This is a genomic window from Paenibacillus amylolyticus (assembly GCF_050990605.1).
GTDB classification, from domain to species: domain Bacteria; phylum Bacillota; class Bacilli; order Paenibacillales; family Paenibacillaceae; genus Paenibacillus; species Paenibacillus amylolyticus_H.
The window spans coordinates 5520816-5540352 of the sequence record NZ_CP158832.1 but is presented as its reverse complement, the minus strand read 5'-3'; the positions used below and the strand labels follow the sequence as shown (position 1 = coordinate 5540352).

Sequence of the window (19537 nt, the reverse complement as noted above, 5' to 3'; positions counted from 1 at the left end):
GTATCGAACATTAGAAATATATCATGGATCTGTGTTAGAATACAATGCATAGTCTGAAAAAAGGAGACTACCGTATGAAAATTTTACATCATCCACAGGTGTCAGATATTGAGCTTTCCTCCGTGTTATATGCGTTAAGCGACCCAACCCGTCTTGGGATTGTTGCGGAAGCAGCCAGAAGCGGGGAGCAACCGTGCAGTCATTTTCATGCACCTGTTGTGAAGTCAACGATGTCGCACCACATTCGCACGCTTCGGGAAGCCGGAGTTATCCGGGTCAGAGTGCAGGGCACACAGCATTTTCTCACCCTGCGATCCGAAGATTTGGAAATGCGCTTTCCAGGTCTCTTGCAACCGTTATTGCAGGCCGCAGCTCAGTCGAGCACAGATCTTTCCTAAATGTTGTCCTTTCTTCAGGTTGAAGAGAGGACATTTTTATTTTCTGAAACTGAACAACCTCTAATACTGATGCGACATTCTGTGTCGTACCATGCCCTCTATAATAACGGTGAACACAAAAACATATCGAAAAGAGGTTCACAACCATTGGCAAAAACCAAAAGAGGACGCGTCTTGTGGAGTCTTCCTTCCAGGGGCCGGGGAACATGCCCGGTGTGTAGCAGTACCCGAATAAAATTGTTGTATACGCAAACAAAAACAGACGGTACAAGTCTGAAAGTATGCAAGAAGTGCTCCAAAGCAGTGCAATCCAGAGTGGATAAGGCACACGTCTGACATATCAGGCCTGTTCTTCGGAACGGGCCATGTCTTTTGATATAATGGAATATATTAGGGTTGGCTGAGATGGGGGCGGGAAGATGAGTAACATGCATCGGATTCACTGGTTTGACGAACAGATTCGGGGTGGGCGTTTTCCGAATAGCAGCTGGCTTGCCCGTGAATTTGAGATTTCTCGTCGTCAGGCTCAGCGTGATATTGAATATATGGCAAGTTCCCTGCGAGCCCCTTTGGTGTATATGGCGAAATATCGGGGCTATTGTTACGAGGATCAGACCTTTCGATTGCCCCATTTGTATATGACAGAAGAAGAGCAACGTGTGCTGAAATATCTGGCGTATCGATATCGACATTGCGATTATGATCAAGCAGACACGGTGAAACGTGTAGCACATTTGCTGGAGCGTTTTACGTTGGAGGAACAACAGATGGGAAGTAGCGAGCTTCCGGTGTTTTCGGCGCAGCCGAAGCAACTGCAATTTTTTGAATTATTGTCCCATGCCATAACTGACTTGCGCAGAGTACATATTCATTATAGGGATCATGATGGAGAACGGCAGTTTTCCTTGTGTCCATTAAAGATGATATCCCAGTATAACGCCGATTACGTGGTGGGTTATGAAGCAGATCCCGTGCAGCAAGTGGCGATTCGCTTGGAGGGTATTGTCCATGTATCGATCACGGAAGATAGATTTGAGTACAGGTTAGATACCCTCCTAGGTGGATGGGAAGAACCACTGCCTGTGCGTAAACCGTTTGTTGCTGAGATTCGCCTGAAAGAATTGCATCAAATGAACCAATGGCAAGGGTATCGTATTCGGGCTAGGCAAGATCAGATTTATTCAATTGAATTTTATGACACGGACGCTTTCTTGCAGCATTTGTTTGTTAGCGAATGGGAGGAACTTTTGTCTCCTGGGTGGCTTAGACGCAAGCTTCAGCAAAACGCAGAAGGGTTGATCCACAGGCTTGGAACAGTAGAGTAAGTCAGTAAACAGGTAACAAACGAGCAGATGCAGAGCAAGCTACTGTTTCTCGTAAATACATGAGGAAAACCACCATGGAGAGGAGCTTTTTCTTTGGCTGAGAATATTTTAGATAACCTCATCATGAAGCGGGAGTCCAAATCGTACGTGGATAGTCTGCATGCGATACTAACCCATTCGGGCCAGTTTCAAGGTTCCAAGGTTGTACTTGCCGGATTTACGGGCATGGCTTTCAAGCTGTCGGTGCATCGCAGACTACTTCCCATGTCGGTTACAGCGTATGGACAATGGGGGGAAGCACATCGTCCCGGAGTCGATAACCTGGGGATATTCACGATCTGGGATGGGGGACGTACACGTCATTCCACGTTCGGTTATTACCAGCAGGATGCAGTGAACTGGGTGAGACGTAGTATTGAAGAAGGTACTGGTGTGATTTACTGGATTCCTGAGTTCGGTGTTATTCATGGATATGATGACAGTGACCGCATCTTTTATGTGCAAGATGGATGGAGCAAGGAACCGCAGATTTTGTTGTATGATAATTTCGGCCTGAACTTTACCGGATTTTGGTATTGTCAGGTGTTTGGTGATCAGACCCACATCCCTGAACAACAGATGTTGCTGGAATCCCTGCGACTGGCGATTGAGGATTGGGATATTCCCTATCGTCTGTTACCTGATCAGAATATTGCTTCAGGTAGGAAGGCATATGATGTGTGGGTGGAGGCCCTGCGGAGTGGGGATTTCGATGAATCCGGTGCAGCTTATATTTTGGAATCCTTCTGCCATTCGCGAACCGAAATAAGGATGTATTTGCAGGGTGTTCGAGGGATATGGAACGAACTGGACCAGGCTTGTGCATGTTATGAACAGCTTGGTACCTTAATTGACCAAATGAAAGGATACATAATTCAGCAGGAGAATAGACATGTCTTGGGACCACATACCACAGAAGATCTAGCACAGGTACTAGTGAAGGCGAAAGCACTGGAAGAGCAGGCTATTGATTATTTTCGAGTGATATCCAGGAAGCATTCTGACCGTAAACGGTCCACTATACCACGGTGGGGAGCACATTCCGCACGATAGGATTAGAGAGGAAGAGAGTGAAGGATGATGGCGACAAAAGTAGTATTGCAGAACTGGATTCAATCCCCGCAAGCTGTGAATTTAGCTGATGAATACAGATCATGGAGCGGTGTGAGCGCGTATACAGATGCGTTGTATCGCATTTTATTACATAAACAGTGGACGGATTTCCCACGCTACACGATTGCAGGCATGACAGCAAGTGCATTCCGATTAGTGGTGGATCGGCGTCTGACGTCAGAATCAATTTCGGCATACAACTGGATGGCAGAGAACTTTGTCGCAGCTGACTTCATTGGTGTGACGGCGAGCCAGGCAGCGGGCTTTTCGTTCGAACCAACCTTTCCCCTGTATCAGAAGCAGGCTCTGCTGGACATTAAAGCTTCCATTGACCGGGGCGTAGGTGTGATTCTCTGGCACGATCAATTTGTCATTGTTACTGGATATGATGATGTGGAACGGGTGCTATTCATCTGTGAAAGTAAAGGCAATGAAATCATTCGTCTTTCTTATGATTCATTTGGCAGGAACAGTACGCCTTACTGGTACTATCAGGTGTTGGAATCTCATGAATCTGTGGATCTATGGGAAGTTTGCAAGGAATCATTAATTCAGGCCGTATACAAATGGGAAACCCATGACTACATGCTGCCCCCCCAGGATTATGCCTGTGGAGCGGCTGCGTATACGGTTATGGCTACTACTTTGCAGGCTGGAGCATATGATACAGAACAAGCGGCGACTGTACTGCGCTATTATGCCAGATCAAGACTGGACATCGCCTCTTATGTTGCAGGGCTGGCGTACCTATCAGATCGGATGGTTCATGTCATGCATGAGTATGCATTGCTCGCAGAACTGTATTCGCAGATTGTTGATGTAGTTAATGATTCAATCTCATGGAATACGAAGGAACCGAAATGTGTGCAAAACGTGATTGAGCTTATCCGAAAGGCAGGAGTGACCGAACAACGTGCCATTGATGCCATTAAACGTGCCTTTCCAGAGACGATACACAATCGCTTTGATGACGTAGGTTTAAGATGAATGAAGCATGATAGCTAACATATTGAAAAGCTCAGCTGAATAAAACCGGAGAGGCGACAGCCGATCCGGTTTATTTGCATTGAACATATATGCACATCAATTCATGTGATCCACGCTAATAATAATTTCACAAGAAAAAATAACCAAAATTTTAATTTTGGGGTAATCCAAACCCCCTCTTGTTCCGAATATTATATTAGATGGTCTTTTTTGGATGATGATATTCAAGGACAACAGGGGGCGGGAGTATGGTACATAATCCGGAAACCATTCAGGAGTGTATCGAACATGCACGGCAAAGGCTCTATCAGATTGCAGCTCAATACCCGGAACTGTGGCATCCGGAGGTTATTCGCCAATCCATGATACTGGATGAGTTAATTAATGAATATAACAACGCGACTCGCGGGAGAACGAATTCGAATCAACTGAAATCATGATAATGAACTTATTGAATACTCTTATAGAATGAAGAAGAATCCCATGAAGGGATTCCGTGTGTTTGCCTTACTCTTTTACCGCCCCGAGCACAATTCCCTTTACGAAGAAACGCTGCAAGAACGGATATACGAGCAGAATCGGTAGGGCGCCAATAAAGATCTGAGCCGCGTTCACCGTACGCTGAGACATGTTTTGAAGCTGTGTGGCATCCACGTTCATATTAGAGAAATCCTGCTGTACGATAATGGTCTGCATTAACGTGGCAAGTGGATATTTGGAAGCATCATTCATATAGATCAACCCGTCGAACCAGGAATTCCACTGACCTACCATGGTGAATAAAGAGATCGTGGCAATGGCGGGCATGGATACTGGCAGATAGATTTTGAACAGTGTCGTGATATGATTGGCCCCATCAATGAATGCAGCTTCTTCCAGTTCCTTCGGTACGTTGCGGAAAAAGTTCATCATCAGAATCAGGTTCCAAACAGCGACCGCTCCTGGCAAAATCAATGCCCACATCGTATTAATCAGTCCCAGCTTCTGAATCAAAATATAGGACGGAATCAATCCCCCGCTAAACAGCATCGTAAAGATGAAAAACCACGCATATAACGAGCGCCCCTTGAAATGCAGACTCTCCTTGGATAACGGATAAGCCGTCAGAAAGACAAGTGTCATACTGAGCAGTGTGCCCAGAACCGTACGCTGGACTGAGATCCAGAGTGCACTGAGAAAGTTACTGTTACCAAATGTTTTGGTGTAGGCGTCCACCGTAAAATCAATCGGCCAAAGTGTCACCAGATTGGCGGATGCGGCCGCTTTGCCACTGAAGGAAACGGCCAGAATATGGACCAGCGGCAGGATGCACAGGATCGAGACGGCCGCGATGAATATCAGGTTAAAACCATTGAATATACGGTACCCGGTTGTTTTGTGATACACCTTGATTCCCCCTTAATGCATTATGCTAACCCTTTAGAAAATACGATAATTGGCGATTTTGTAAGCCATCCGGTACGCAGAGATGACCAGGAACATCGCGACAAATGATTTGAATAGGCCAACGGCGGTCGCAAAGCTCATTTTGCCATTCAAAATCCCCATCCGATAGACAAAGGTATCGATAATATCGCCTTTCTCATACACCAGCGGATTGTACAGGTTAAAGATCTGGTCAAAACCTGCATTCAGGATATTGCCCAGCGATAACGTACCTACCACGATAATCATCGGCACAAGTGCAGGCAGGGTAATATGTAATGTCTGTCTGAGCCGAGTTGCCCCGTCCACCTCGGAAGCCTCATACAATGCAGGATTAATGCCCGCAAGTGCTGCCAGAAATACAATTGTACCGAATCCAAATTCCTTCCATACATCACTGACAACCACGGTTACACGGAACCAGTCGCCATCCCCCAGAAAGAAGATTGGTTCAACACCAGCCGCCGCCAGCACCTGGTTTACCAGTCCACCTTCCGGTGATAACATATCGAGCAGAATACCGCCCAGGACAACCCAGGACAGGAAATGGGGCAGATACACCAAGGTCTGTGAGAAACGTTTAAACGTGGAGTTCCGTACCTCATTCAGCAAAATGGCGAACACTACGGGGGCCACCAGTCCGGCCACAATCTTCATCGATGCGATCAGCACCGTGTTCCAGATGACCTGAACGCTGTCGGGATATTCGAACATGAACCGGAAGTTGTCCCAGCCCACCCATTTGGAGCCAGTGAACCCCAGCCACGGTTTGAAGTCTTGAAAAGCAATAATAATGCCGCCCATGGGCACATAGGCAAACAGTAAAGTGAGCAGTACAGCAGGCAGCAGCATCAGATGCAGCGGCCACGTGCGTTTGAAATTCCAGCGAGTACGTTTGCGTGGATGGGGTGTCATTTTTCGTACCGGCGTATTGGTTGTTAGCGGTTGTTCCATAGCCATCAGGGTCCCTCCTTTATCTCGTCCACCCCCGGCAACATGAGGCGAGCAAGCCTCTGCACAGAGTGGAGCAACTGAATTATAGCAATGGAAAAGGGCGGACTATAGAACAACATTTCAATGCGGATGTTGAAATATTAACTTGTTGATGGAAACAGGGGATTTCAAGTCACAGGAAAGCGGGAGAACAAAAAATCATATAGAATTGTAAGGGCTTTCAATATAAAATAAGACTTCGGTGTAGAACGACTTCAAATTCAGGGACAGGGTGAAACGATGAAATTCACAGTATTTGCGAAGACGGTCATTCTCTTAATCTGCCTGCTCGTACCCATTCTGCTGCTCTATACATACGCGAACCAGGCAAATGTCGATATGGTCGTTGAAGAGAAACAACAGTCGAGTCTGAACCAGTTCAATTACTTCAGTTCCCAGGTGGATAAAAATATCGAGCAGCTCTCGCTGTATGGCCTGACATTGCTGCGAGATCCAAGTATCCTGCATTACCGTTACATGACGGACTCAACCAGCCAATATGAGAAGAACAGTATCTATCTGGATATTCTCGACAAATTATCGTTGTACCAGTCCACCAGCCGTTGGAAGAACGATATTACCATTGTGCTGCCCCAAGCGGAACTTGTGTTGTCCACCATGTCCAGCCGGACGGTCTACGATGAGAAGATGTTGACGTTTCCGCAACCAGGCCAATGGCAGCTGGAGCAGGGGAGTTTCACCTACTTTTTCACGGATAACTACGAGTGGAATGAAAAACCGGTGAATACAGGCGTGCGAACGGTGATGGAGATTAATTTTGACCCGATGAACGTGGTTGCCATGTTGGATGATTTCAAAGAAACGCAGGGCGGAGATCCCTTTTTGCTCGTACCAGGTAACGATCCGTTGCTGAACCGTACGGCAGACCCTGAACTGGTCGATGCAATCTTGCGTGATATCCCCTTTAACGGACCGGAGAGGGAAGGAAATCATCAGCTGGAGGTAGGTGACAAGCAATATCTGGTCAGTTACGTGCACTCCAAACAACTGCAAGCCGTTTATGTGAACCCGGTGGTATTGGACGATCTGTTGAACCCAATGGACAAGAGCCGAAATATGTTTATTACCTCCATTCTGTTACTGCTCGTGCTGAGTATCGGGGCTGCACTGCTTTTGTATCGAAAAGTTCAGGTGCCTATCCATCGCTTGATGAGAGGCCTGCAACAGATTCGCAAAGGACAGTTGTCCACGCGGATTCCAGTCGATCACTCCCGTGATGAATTCGCGTATCTGACCCAGAGCTTCAACCATATGGCAGAGCAGATTCAGGAGCTGATCGAGAAGGTATACGAGGAACGTATTCGCTCACGGGAAGCAACACTGAAACATCTGCAATCACAGATCAATCCCCATTTCCTGTACAACTGCCTGTTTTATATCAAAAATATGACCCAGCTCGGCAACCGGGAAGCGGTGATTGCCATGTCGCTAAGTCTGGGAGACTACTATCGCTACATTACGCGAGGCGAGAATGACATGACGACAGTGGAAGAAGAAATCCGTCTGCTGGACCATTATCTGTCCATTCAACAGATGCGGACCAACCGGCTGACCTACGAGATCGCCGTACCGGAGCAACTGATGCAGCTCCATATTCCGCGGCTTCTCATTCAACCCATCGTAGAAAATGCGGTGATCCACGGCATTGAACCGATGGAAGGCAGTGGGCATATCGTCGTAACGGGGATGGCGGTACCCGAACATATGGAGGGAAGGAAATATACAAGATATAGCCTGTTTGTAGACAATGACGGTGTCACGCTGACAGCGGAAGAGATTGCCGAATTGGAGCAGGAGATCAATGAACCGATGGGCGAGGAGATTGGAACAGGCACGTGGAATGTGCACCAGCGTCTCGTTACGCGATATGGGCTGTCGTCCGGGCTTCATTTTGGAGCGATTCCCTATGGCGGACTTAGTGTAGAAATTCGATGGTTTGAGGAGGAACAACCGCATGATGAATCTGATGGTCGTGGATGATGAACATTCGGCAGTGGAGTCGATCGCTGTCTCCATACCGTGGAGAGAACACGGGATTGGTCAAGTATTCAAAGCTTATTCAGTCAAAGAGGCACTGGAACATATGTCAACACATCAGGTCCATATTATTATCACGGATATCCGAATGCCGGGTCTTTCCGGTCTGGATCTGGTCAGTCATATAAGGCAAAAATGGGAACAGACAAAATGCATTATTTTATCGGGGCATGCTTCCTTCGATTATGCAAAGCAGGCGCTCAAACATGGAACAGTCAGTTATCTGCTCAAACCGGTCCGGGACGAGGAACTGATCGAATCCGTGCAGCAGGCCGCTGTGCAGATTCGCCTGGAGGGTGAGAAACAAATGCTGCATCAGCGGGCCATGTATTCAGTGAGAGAACATCTGCCGGAGAAGCGGGCGGAGCTGATGAAGGATGTGCTGTTAGGACATAAATTTGCGAATGACGAACTTGTAGGCAAGCTGGAGCAACTGGAGATCGGGTTCCGTCCACAGGATAAAATGCAACTGCTGCTCATCCGGTATGATGACCATCAACCCACACATAAAGCGTTTCGACTGATGAAGTACGCCATCTCCAATGTGGTGGAAGAGATCTACGGCAGTACCCATCATCTCTGCCATACAGATGACGCTTACGATGACCTGGTCTTTATGGCAAGTCCCAAACAAACCCAATCCGAACCGGAAATGTTAATGGGTCGGCTTGGGGAACGATTAATCCACAGTGTAAGGCAGTATCTGAACGCGACCATTTCCCTGTCCGTTAGTCGTATGGGGCGATTCCCGGATCAGGTGCCCCAGCTATATCATCAAGCCGTGAGTGCTCTTCGTAAGCAGGCAGAGGCGGGCAAAGGATTGCATCTGAATGCGGCGGCAGGAACCAGTGGGGCCACATTGAAGTCACTTGCAGCACTGTATGAACCGCCGGGTCTAACGACTTTGATGGAAGCGGGGCGCATGGAGGATGCACACCTGAAGATTGATCAGATCTTTGCCGAACTGTCGAACAGTGTGTTCCCGGAGCATGTGTATGTGGCTTTTCATTATCTGGCGGCAGCATTCTCAACGATGGCTCATCGGGAAGGAAGACAGTTAACCGAAGTGCTTGGCGAGCAGTATCAGCAGTTGCTCAAGGATGGTTATGGTATCTCGCTGCGTAGTCTGGAAACGTGGACTCGGTCTGTAATGCAGCAGTGGGCTGAGAGCACCAGCGAGGTGGGACAGGATGCCGGATCAACGCTGATCAGGCAGGTGCAGCAATGGATTGATCATCATCTGGGCGAGGATCTGTCGTTGCAGGTCATTGCCGGAGAGGTGCATCTGCACCCGGTATATCTGTCCAAAATGTACAAACAATCCACAGGTGAAGGCATTAGTGATTATATTATCCGTTCCAGAATGGAACGTGCGGTTCATTTGCTCAAGCATACGGCGATGAAGATCTATGAAGTTGGTCAGGAAGTGGGGTACAACAACACGCCTTATTTCATTCAGGTGTTCCGCAAACATTATGGACTGACCCCGCAGGATTTTCGGAACGGTTAACAAATCAATATGAACATTGAAATTGTGATATATGTTTGCCTCCCCGGCTGCACTATCCTTTTCATGTAAGGTGCATTTGGTATCAATCGACTTGGCACAAAGGGTATCCAAGTTACCTGAGGAGGGGTTAGTTCATGTATAGAAAAATGATGACGACATTGCTCGCAATCACGATGGTTGCCGTAACGGCATGCAGTTCGGGGGCCAAGGAAGAGCCAGCGAAGGAAGCCGCTGCACCACTTGCTCTGCAAGACGGGAAGTATGAACCGGCGGTACAGATGAGCTATTTGCGGGCCTGGAATGATGATACGAAATTCAAGAACGGGGAAACGGCACAGAACAATGTGCATACCAAATGGGCAAAGGAACGGCTTGGCATCGATCTGACCACACCGTGGGCCGTTTCGGTGACCAATGATGCATTTTACACGAAATTGCGCCTGTCCCTGTCGGCTAACGAAGAACTGCCGGATATCGTCTCCATTCGGGGAGACTACAATCTGGTGCGGGAATTAATTGAATCCGGCAAATTTGCCAATGCAGGCGAGTTGTTTGACAAGTATGCTTCGGACACATGGAAACAGGCATCCGAATCGGCACCGGAAGAATGGTATCCGTACATGTATGAGGGCGAGCGTTACGGCATTCCAATCTTCGATTATGCCTACAACGGCGATTCGGTCATGTTCATCCGTGAAGACTGGCTGAAGAAGCTGGGACTGGAAGAACCAAAAACCATGGATGAGCTGGTTACGGTCATGGATGCTTTTACGAATCAGGACCCGGATGGAAACGGCAAGAAAGATACGTATGGTCTGACCGTGGGCATGAAGAATGCGCTCAATACCTGGATGACGGAATCCGGCTGGATCTTCGGCATGTACAACACGATGCCTGGACAGTGGAATGATGCTGGAGATGGAACACTACAATATGGCTCCATTCAGCCAGGTGTGAAGGAAGGCCTGACAACCATGAAAGATTGGTTGTCCAAGGGTTACCTGCCCAAAGAAGCAGGTGTCTATGACGAGATCAAGGCAGCAGAACTGTTCACCGCAGGTAAAGCAGGCATTATCGTGGGGCCACACTGGATGCCAAACTGGCCGATTGATGATGTGAAGAAAAATGTGGACGGTGCCACATACAAGGCGATTGCCTTACCTACAGGGCCAACAGGCGAGAGCCATCAACATGGTTCCGGGGCAAGCAATGGAGTGGTGCTGATTAACAAGGATATGGCGAATCCGGAGATTTTCTTCACGTATCAGAATTATCTGTTCGACAACTTTGCGAACCCTGAAGTGGGCAGTGAGTTCGAGCATGGCTTTGCGCAAGGATACGACTATGACATCGTGGACGGCAAAGTCGTTGGTGAAGCCGAAGTGAAGGACGGCGTATCACCACTCAAATATACGATTACGTATGATGGTGCACGGATTCCAAATCTGATGATGGATACGCTGGCGGAACTTGCGAAGGGCAAAGAGCCGGAGACACCTTTTGAGAAAAATACGAAGATTGCGAACAAACCTGAAGTATTTGTGGCCGCTGAAGTGGTCGTTGCGAACAAAGATAATGCGATCAAGAACAAGTTCACCGGGGCACCGACGGAGACGATGAAAATGAAGAAGGACGCGATCGACAAGCTGGAGAAGGATACGTTCAGCAAGATCATCTATGGCCAAGTGGGCATTGAGGAATTCGATGCGTTTGTAACGAAGTGGAAATCCATGGGCGGCGATGATATTACCGCCGAAGTGAACGAATGGTATAAGACCGTTAATTAATAAACAAAGCAGGGTAGAACGATGAATTCATCGGATCTATCCTGCTTTTTGGTATGTCTTAGACCGATTATGACTCGCAGCGGACAAAGGTAACGTTTTTTCCTAGAATCACATGATCCACCTTCCATCCGGCATTTAACCAGGATAGCGCCTGTGTATGATTCATGGAATTATTCACCCACCATTGTTCGCGATTATACGCTGTAGGGGGTAACGTAAATCCGAGAATCTCTTCAAGCTCTGCATATGTAAGGGTGATTGAAACCTGATTCAAATAGTTTTCCAAAGGGAAGTATTTGCTGTAGCTCATTTCGTTAGACCTCCTGAAAAGGAATACAATGATTATACAACGTGGTCATGATGATAGCGAGGGCATACCGAGAGCCTACATAGATGTGAAAGGCATCCGTAGATCTCTTTGACTAGGGCGTGTCTTAAATACCACTTATGGTTATCTTTCACTACCTTTTCTCCCCCTGCTGCCTTATTGTTCGAGGTGTACTTGAGAGAGTAAAATAATAGGTAGTATGCGAACATCAATACGTATTTATAACAGAGATGCTCCGGAATGATCCGGGATTCATAGAGGTTCAAGTTTGGTTGATAAACATCATTAGATGCATGGGAAGGCAGGAGATTCGATGAGTACACTTTATGACCAGGCAATGGAAGAGATGATGACGACGATCCATGAATGGTTTGATGAACAGGAAAAGCGGGATGACTTGGAAAATGTTACGGAGCGAACTACGCTTCAAATGGGTATCTTTAATGACATTTTGCTGGATTATAGACCTGGACGGACTACAGTGGACAGTGTGGATCTGGGTTTGGATGATGGCCTACAATCCAAGCAGGCAGGAGCCTTTACCGAGGAACAGGTTCGCAACGAGATTGGCCCTACGCTTGTAGAGGTTGTTCAGGGAAGACTGGACAAGCTGGCCGATTCCCCGTTAATTGACTATCAATTTACCTTTCGCGGTAAATTCCCTACAACCGAAGGGAAGCTGCAACTGACTTTGCTGGAATATATCCATGAAGAGAAAAAGCAGCAATTGCTTGAACGTATTCATACATATATTGATCAGAAGCTGGAGAATGGTGCATATTCAACAAAGCCGTTGGAATCCTTCTTTTTGACGCGTCATCTGCTTGACCCGAAACTGTTTCCTGAGCTGGATGTAGCATGGATCCTCAGGCAGTATGACCGGATCCAAGAGTTGAATCAGGGTCGCCCGGAGGCACTTGCCGAACATCGTGGTGATATTACTCGTGCGTTGAAGGCATGGGCAGAGAATCAGTTTTTGCCGCAGTATTATGATGTGCAGTCTTCTGCGTATCGTACCAATGAATATTCGCTTAAGCCAGGAGTCACGTTTCAATCGAACATCGATACACAGGCAGGCCAACATTCGGACGAGCAGGGGAAGGTGCAAGCATTCGGCACTCAACCCATAGATCTGCTGTTATACGCGGCGGTGATGATTCTACGATATGAGCCGAGCTATAGCAAAGCCGAAGGTCAGACTTACCTGGAACTCGCGAAGCAACTCGGCAGCAGACGTGCGGCACTTATGATGACGGAAGGTAGCGGGACGTATGCGAAGGACGATACTCATGTGAAAACGGAAGAAGTGGAATGCAAAGCAAATGATGTATTTGCGCTGATGACCATTCACATTCGGAAGGAAGAGGCGAGTGCCTATCAGCAAGCACTTACCTTTATCAATCATCTATTGAAGCAGGGCTTTCCGAAAAGTTATAAAATCAAGCTGAAATCCGCCTTAAAGCAGTATTTGCCGATCAAGGGTCTCGCGAAGTCGGATACCCACCGATTCTTTGCCAATGCACTGGCGTATCCGGAGTTGCATCCACTCCTGGAAGAGTATGCGCGTGAGGCTATTCAGGAGTTTGAGTTTTATGAGGATACCGAAGGCGAGAAGAATTGTATGCCAGGCAGTTATGCAACCTTTGGACTGGGGCTCGTGGATGAGCGGTATTTCCCGCTGGTTGAATATTACATGGATGAAGTGGATGATGAGCATCAGTTGATTCAGGACAAGTTCATTGCGGCATTTGTGGAACAACAGGGTGTAACAGCTCAATCCATACCTGCGTTAGTCGCCAGCTTGCGTCGTTCGACGGACAGTCTGAAGCTGAAGGTTCAGACTCAGCTGGAGAATGATGAAATACTCGAACTGTTGGTTAGACAGATTCAAGAACTTGAGCATTATGAAGCAGAACGTGTACTCTATCCGATCTTCGGTAAGGTGGAGAAGCTCACAACGCTCGCTCGCAAAGCGGAGGGGAGACGTAAGGAATTATTGCTGGAACTGTTGCAGGCCGCAGGGAAATAAAATTGTAAACAACACAAGTAAGGTTGTGCTATACCAGCCAGTAAGTATTTTAGAAAAGTGAAAGTGCGTAAGGAAGGGTGGGTGAAGTCGTGGAAGCATTGAGTCGAGACATGTGGCAGGGGTTAGATGCCCAAGACAAAGAGGCTTGGATGCGTAAGCTGGTTCATCAGTTACCAGATGGTATGCAATATGAGGGACTTGAAACATTTGAACGATTCGGTCAGCGAATGGAGACAGGTGTATTTACGGAGGATGGACTTAGATTTGTATTTGTGCCTGGGGATCAAGTCACGCTTGGCTGGGATCGTTGGCAGCATGGCATGAACCAAGAGACCTCAGCCGACCTTCATGAAACGGTCAGTGAGTATGGTGTGGAGGACGTGGATTCGTTTCTGGCGAGTCAGATGTCACCTGTGAGAGAAGTTACTATTGCCCCGATGCTCGTGGAATGTGAACTGATCTCGCTTGGCTGGATTGAAGTGTCCGAGGAGGAAGCATTTGCACAGGAAGATCCTGATTTCCCGTCAGCACTGGAGCAGTTTAAGCAGTCGGATATACGTGAATATGAATTGCATCAACAATTCCGTCTGATTCGCCAAAGTGAGGATGAAGTGCGAATCCTGTGGTTCAACGAAGGAATAGAGCTGGAAGACGTGGTGAGAGAGGAAGCAGCGGCGGGCTTTGGTTTGCTGACCGAAGACGAATGGGAGTATATCTATGGTGGCGGTTGTCGCACGTTATTTCCCTGGGGGGACAGCTTCGACTATACGATGAGATTGAAGCACTTTGGAATTCTGGAAGGTGTGGATGGGATTGTGGATGGATCGGGAGAGTCGGCCTCTTCACGGGTTGAAGAAAAGGAAGATGATCGTGCTTATGATCTGGAACTGCCGAATTTCTTCGGGGTGCAATTTGCCGGTGATCCCTACAAGGTTGAGCTTACGCTCGATTCGGATGGAGACGTGATGCCTAAAGGCGGGGACGGCGGTAGCCTAATATGTGGTGGTACAGGTCCATTGGTTGGTTTCTTGCCTGCTGCTGCGGTGTATTATCGAGACGTTAATGCCAGTGAACTCGACTGGGAGGATTTGATGGATGCGATGTACTATCGCAGGGTTGTTCGTTTGCCAGAAGTGGTGCTGTAATTATGACGAAACGAATATATCAAGGAAGAGCTATAATGGCTAACAATAAACGTTCAAATACGTATGAGGATTCACCTTATGTTATCTATGCAGTAGATGGTATTCGGCTGAGTGCAGGCATACTTGTCCTGTTTTTCCTTAACGTATTTCTGCTTATTCCAGTATTCAGTGTCCCGTTCCAATCGCTGTATGTGTATATTCTTGTGCCACCGCTAGCCTTTATGAATATATGGGCGATTGCCCTGGTTTCTGCCCCACGCAGACTCCAACTGAATTATGTATTGTTCCGAGGTGTATTTGGTATCGTTTGTTCTGTGGGATTTATGGTGATTATACAGAAGTTTGCTTACGGGACAATTGGTCTGACAACACCTTGGTACGCCATTGGATCATTTGCAGTATATGGTTTTGCCTTGTTCCAATACGTGAAGTTTCGTTTGCGTAAGCTACGGCAACCCCTTCAGCGAAAAAAAGGGGATAAAAGCACGGGTATGCCTGTTGCCACATTAACGATGATTACGGGCGGAGCATATCTTCTGGCCAATATTTCACTGGCCTTTGTTACGCAGCAGACTGTGGCTGTTGTGCTGATGTGTGTATACATTATGCTGGCCTTTGTCGTGTTTCACTTCATTATGGACTTGCATCGGTATTACTGGCTTCGTCAGGTTATGAACAAGGTTGAGAGTTAATTGCAGGATAGGGACGTTTTGTCTGTCTGTACCCAGAAGGTTAGATCTAACCGAATCACATGTATGTCCTTAATAATAAGATATTGTAGAAGTTATTTTTAAAGGGTAAGGACAAAACACACATCAAATCAGCCCCAGCTCATAGAGCGGGACCGAAATGATGTGTGTTATTTTAGTTTATTTCACTTTTTGTACGGATACCGCCATTTGCTCCAGTTGATTGTGAGTCAATTGGTTATTCGGTGAGCTGATGGTTACATAACGATCATCCAGCTTGAACGTGAGCATATCCGTTTGATCTGGTGTATACCATTTGGCGGATACGCCATTAGGCAGTTTTACCGTTTTGCCATCATAGCTGAACGAGTAGTCTTTAGGGGATACCGTGACATTCATACGATTGAAAACAAAGTTTACACCATCACCGCCTGCACCTACACTTTTGAACGTATCTCCAGCAACCATATGTTGTGGGGCATAGGCTGTTGTGAACCCGTCAAACTTCGCAAATGCTTTGCGGATGTTATCCAATTGTTGCTTGCTGTAGTTCACATCTGCGAATGCAGTGATCCCTTGATCATTGTTGCTATTTGTTTTCTGAACAGAGACAGCGACTTGTTGCAACTGAGCTTGACTCAGCTTATGATCCGGCGAGCTAAGGGTAACGTAGCGATCATCCAGTTGGAATGTGAGCATGCCCGTTTGATCGGGTGTGTACCATTTGGCGATAACCCCATTGGATAGTTTCACGTCTTTGCTCGTATAGCCGTCCGAATAATCTCTTGGAGACACATCCACTTTCATATGGCTGAAAATAAAGCTTACACCGTCGCCACCTGCACCTACACTTTTGAACGTGTCACCTGAGATCATCTGCTGAGGGGCATAAGCTGTCTCGAACCCATCGAATTGTGCAAAAGCTTTTTGAATCGCCTCTTTTTGTGCTGCGTTATACGTTACATTCGTCAAGGCCGATGGATTACTTGCAGCTTGGCCGATAATGACCTGTCCTTTTTTGCCATCATAGGATACAGGCACATGCAGCGCATCGGCAAGCGCACGTACGGGCAGATAAGTAGAGTTGTTATAGGTAATTGGAGCCAGTTTGTTGCCATTGCCATCGGTTGGTGAGTAAGCTGCTCCATCGACATTGAAGCTGATTCCATGGTTAAGGTATGCCGAGATCTTCTCCAGCTGCGTTCCAGCAAATACGCCCGTTGCTCCTGTTAATGTCATGCCCAGTACCATCATCGTTGCTACGGATTTCTTCATGTTTTTTTTCATCCTATATCTCTCCTTCAAGTTGGGGTTGGTTTAGTTTAATGGGCTCGCTGTCCCTTATGGCTTTATATTAAACCCCGAACATATCCAGAATAATTCTGAATTATCTCCAACTTGTAAACATGTGTATATAGACAGGAGAATGTAGAACGAAACATGAAGATGCTTGGCATGTTTGAACGTATTCTTTGCGGAATCGAAACATTTCAGTTAAAAAGATAGAGGACTAGTCCGCCAAAACCAAGGACAATCGCACCAACATATACATAGGAGAGTTTGCTTAGGTTTTGCTTTGTGCGGCGGTCATATTCGGGGTTGCTAGTCCGATTGGCTTTGGAATTTCCGATGATCATGGTAGCAACACCTCCAAATAAGGCGATACCTATAATTAAAACATAAGGCAGCCAGGTCATGAATGGACCTCCTTCGCGAATAAGTTGATATGTCTTTATTGTACTTCAAGTTAACCTTTGATGTAAGATTTATTTGAGAAATTAAGGGAAATAAAGTATCTGTCTTACAGTATGTAGGTAGTCTTGGATCGGAAAGATCACTATAATTTTAGTTTTTTTAATTCAAAAAAACCTTGGTACAACAGGCATTCGCAGCTTTCTTCACTGAAGGGTGCGAATTTTTTTGTCCACAGAGTGATCCAGATTAGAGAACCCTGCGTTACACCCTATGAAGACGACGACGAGGAAAGAAATTATACACAAAACATAATCGAGGAGTGAACACGTAATGAAAATGAAGATGAAGAAGTTTATCGCACCTGTACTTAGCTTGACACTGTTGATGCCGGGGATCGCTGGAGCAGCTTCCGCACCACAGATACCAATGACAATGATGAAAGCTTCCGTGAATACACCTGCGGCTGACTTGAGAGCAAACCTGGACCACCTGCTGTCCGAGCACTTTGCACTCGCAGTAACAGCCATGGCAAAAGCATATGACGGAGCAAAAGATGCAGATGCAGCCTACAAAGCACTCGACCAGAATGCACTGGATATGCAACCAGCGATCGCTTCCCTATACGGGGATGCAGGTGCCAAAGAATTCGAACGCATCTTCCGCGCTCATAACAAATACACCGATGATCTGGTGAAAGCAACCAAAATGGGCAACCAGGCTGGCATCAAACAAGCACAGGCCAACATCAACGGTTTTGTGGATGAGTTCTCCACATTCCTGAGCACAGCTACCGAAGGCAAGTTGCCAAAAGCAGCAGCCAAACAGGCGCTGCAAGTACATGAAGATCTCGTGCAAAAAGTATTTGATGAGTATGTAGCTGGGGATTATGCGGATGCATACAAGGCTTACCGTGAAGGTTTCAAAGAAATGTTCGACGTAAGTAAGGCACTCTCCACAGCAATTACTACACAAATGCCTGAGAAATTCGAAAATACCAAAGCGGATACCAAAGCAGCCGATCTGAGGTCTGCACTCAACCACTTGGCTTCCGAGCACTTTGCACTTTCGGCATTGCAGATGCAAGAGGAGTTTGATGGACGTACAGCCGCTTCCAACGCACTGATTACGGCTGAAGCTGGAAACACAGCTGACTTCAAAGCAGCGATTGCTTCTGTTTACGGTAATGATGGTGCCAATGCTTTCGAGAAAATTTGGGTAACCAATCACGTTAATGCGCAAAGCGACTACGTAAAAGCGGTTAAAAACAACGATGCTGCGGCTCGTGCAGCAGTAGAGAAACGTATTGATGGATTTACAACAGAGTTTGCTACATTCCTGGATTCTGCCACAGCTGGCAATCTGCCAAAAGCAGCAGGACAACAAGCACTGACAACACATGAAAATCAAGTGAAAAACGTATTGAATCAATATGCAGCAGGCAACTATGATGTTTCTTACACAACCAATCGTGAAGGCTTCAAAGTGATGTTCGGTGTAGGTCAAGCACTGGGTAATGCCATCGTGACTCAATTCAACGACAAATTCCAAGAGCCGGCAACACCTGCACCAGCGCCAGAAATGACAACGGTGTGGATGAAACTGAACAGCAAAATGCTGAAAATTAACGACAAAACAACCAACATGGACACCACACCAGTGCTTTGGAAAAACACAACCTACATTCCACTGCGTTTCTTGAGTGAAGGTATTGGCGCAACGGTGAAATGGGACAAAAAAGCACAACAAGTAACGGTAATGGCTGGCGAGGATACCCTTGAATTCTGGGTGAACAACAACGTCATGGAAGTGAACGGCGTGAAGAAAAACGTGGGTGCAACTGTATTTGTAAACAAAGATGGACGTACGCAAGTACCCCTACGCTTCATTGCTGAACTTCTGAACTGGGACGTGAAATGGGCTCAAAAAGATGGTTCCATTACGCTGACTAAATCGATGTAATTCAAGAATTAAATCAGATTAAAACAAAAGAGCTGCCCCCTACGGCAGCTTCTTTTT

At 46.8% G+C, this 19537-nt stretch carries 18 protein-coding genes; 13 read left to right on the top strand and 5 right to left on the bottom strand.

Annotated features, from left to right (window positions below):
• Positions 1-74: 74 nt before the first annotated feature.
• The 6 genes from ABTV53_RS24470 (at position 75) to ABTV53_RS24445 (ending at position 4302) form a co-directional block, all read left to right on the top strand.
• Entirely contained in the window at positions 75-398 is a 324-nt protein-coding gene (locus tag ABTV53_RS24470) for an ArsR/SmtB family transcription factor (RefSeq protein ID WP_433747457.1), read from the top strand.
• A gap of 147 nt (positions 399-545) precedes the next feature.
• Complete coding sequence (locus ABTV53_RS24465) at positions 546-734, top strand: hypothetical protein (protein WP_076253532.1); 189 nt, start codon at positions 546-548, stop codon at positions 732-734.
• Positions 735-817: 83 nt separating this feature from the next.
• Positions 818-1723, top strand: coding sequence for a helix-turn-helix transcriptional regulator (locus ABTV53_RS24460; protein WP_433747453.1), 906 nt, complete (start codon positions 818-820; stop codon positions 1721-1723).
• Positions 1724-1816: 93 nt separating this feature from the next.
• Entirely contained in the window at positions 1817-2815 is a 999-nt protein-coding gene (locus ABTV53_RS24455; RefSeq protein WP_433747450.1) for a hypothetical protein, read from the top strand.
• A gap of 24 nt (positions 2816-2839) precedes the next feature.
• On the top strand, positions 2840-3862 hold the full coding sequence (locus tag ABTV53_RS24450) for a hypothetical protein (protein WP_433747447.1): 1023 nt from the start codon (positions 2840-2842) through the stop codon (positions 3860-3862).
• Positions 3863-4110: 248 nt separating this feature from the next.
• Positions 4111-4302, top strand: coding sequence for a Spo0E family sporulation regulatory protein-aspartic acid phosphatase (locus ABTV53_RS24445; RefSeq protein ID WP_433747445.1), 192 nt, complete (start codon positions 4111-4113; stop codon positions 4300-4302).
• 67 nt (positions 4303-4369) lie between these two features.
• Here ABTV53_RS24445 and ABTV53_RS24440 read toward each other — a convergent pair whose 3' ends face one another.
• The gene (locus ABTV53_RS24440; RefSeq protein ID WP_017692164.1) at positions 4370-5248 is read right to left on the bottom strand and encodes a carbohydrate ABC transporter permease; all 879 of its coding nucleotides are present in this window, start codon (positions 5246-5248) and stop codon (positions 4370-4372) included.
• Positions 5249-5281: 33 nt separating this feature from the next.
• Positions 5282-6202 (bottom strand): ABC transporter permease, encoded by a 921-nt coding sequence (locus tag ABTV53_RS24435; protein WP_036668173.1) that lies wholly within the window; start codon positions 6200-6202, stop codon positions 5282-5284.
• 318 nt (positions 6203-6520) lie between these two features.
• On the opposite strand from ABTV53_RS24435, the gene ABTV53_RS24430 reads away from it, so the two are divergent.
• The 3 genes from ABTV53_RS24430 (at position 6521) to ABTV53_RS24420 (ending at position 11635) form a co-directional block, all read left to right on the top strand.
• Positions 6521-8281 carry a sensor histidine kinase gene (locus ABTV53_RS24430; RefSeq protein ID WP_433747442.1) on the top strand — a complete coding sequence of 587 codons (1761 nt, stop codon included), beginning with the start codon at positions 6521-6523 and terminating at the stop codon, positions 8279-8281.
• Positions 8256-9848, top strand: a complete 1593-nt coding sequence (locus ABTV53_RS24425; RefSeq protein ID WP_433747439.1) for a response regulator transcription factor — start codon at positions 8256-8258, stop codon at positions 9846-9848. The genes ABTV53_RS24430 and ABTV53_RS24425 overlap by 26 nt, the downstream gene beginning before the upstream one ends.
• 134 nt (positions 9849-9982) lie before the next feature.
• Positions 9983-11635 (top strand): extracellular solute-binding protein, encoded by a 1653-nt coding sequence (locus ABTV53_RS24420; RefSeq protein WP_433747436.1) that lies wholly within the window; start codon positions 9983-9985, stop codon positions 11633-11635.
• A gap of 67 nt (positions 11636-11702) precedes the next feature.
• Here ABTV53_RS24420 and ABTV53_RS24415 read toward each other — a convergent pair whose 3' ends face one another.
• Positions 11703-11945, bottom strand: a complete 243-nt coding sequence (locus ABTV53_RS24415; RefSeq protein WP_433747433.1) for a DUF7662 domain-containing protein — start codon at positions 11943-11945, stop codon at positions 11703-11705.
• Positions 11946-12276: 331 nt separating this feature from the next.
• Between ABTV53_RS24415 and ABTV53_RS24410 the strand changes: the two genes are divergently transcribed.
• The 3 genes from ABTV53_RS24410 (at position 12277) to ABTV53_RS24400 (ending at position 15829) form a co-directional block, all read left to right on the top strand.
• Positions 12277-13992: a DUF6138 family protein gene (locus tag ABTV53_RS24410; RefSeq protein ID WP_433747430.1), complete on the top strand. Its 1716-nt coding sequence runs from the start codon at positions 12277-12279 to the stop codon at positions 13990-13992.
• A gap of 89 nt (positions 13993-14081) precedes the next feature.
• A complete protein-coding gene (locus ABTV53_RS24405) occupies positions 14082-15137 on the top strand; it encodes a hypothetical protein (RefSeq protein ID WP_433747427.1) in 1056 nt (351 codons plus the stop codon).
• A gap of 35 nt (positions 15138-15172) precedes the next feature.
• Positions 15173-15829, top strand: a complete 657-nt coding sequence (locus tag ABTV53_RS24400; RefSeq protein WP_433747424.1) for a hypothetical protein — start codon at positions 15173-15175, stop codon at positions 15827-15829.
• 177 nt (positions 15830-16006) lie between these two features.
• Here ABTV53_RS24400 and ABTV53_RS24395 read toward each other — a convergent pair whose 3' ends face one another.
• Both ABTV53_RS24395 and ABTV53_RS24390 read right to left on the bottom strand, forming a co-directional pair.
• Positions 16007-17113: a stalk domain-containing protein gene (locus tag ABTV53_RS24395; protein WP_433747421.1), complete on the bottom strand. Its 1107-nt coding sequence runs from the start codon at positions 17111-17113 to the stop codon at positions 16007-16009.
• 203 nt (positions 17114-17316) lie between these two features.
• Positions 17317-17523 carry a hypothetical protein gene (locus ABTV53_RS24390; protein WP_433747418.1) on the bottom strand — a complete coding sequence of 69 codons (207 nt, stop codon included), beginning with the start codon at positions 17521-17523 and terminating at the stop codon, positions 17317-17319.
• A 334-nt stretch (positions 17524-17857) separates the two neighbouring features.
• On the opposite strand from ABTV53_RS24390, the gene ABTV53_RS24385 reads away from it, so the two are divergent.
• Positions 17858-19480 (top strand): copper amine oxidase N-terminal domain-containing protein, encoded by a 1623-nt coding sequence (locus ABTV53_RS24385; RefSeq protein WP_433754341.1) that lies wholly within the window; start codon positions 17858-17860, stop codon positions 19478-19480.
• Positions 19481-19537 lie beyond the last annotated feature (57 nt).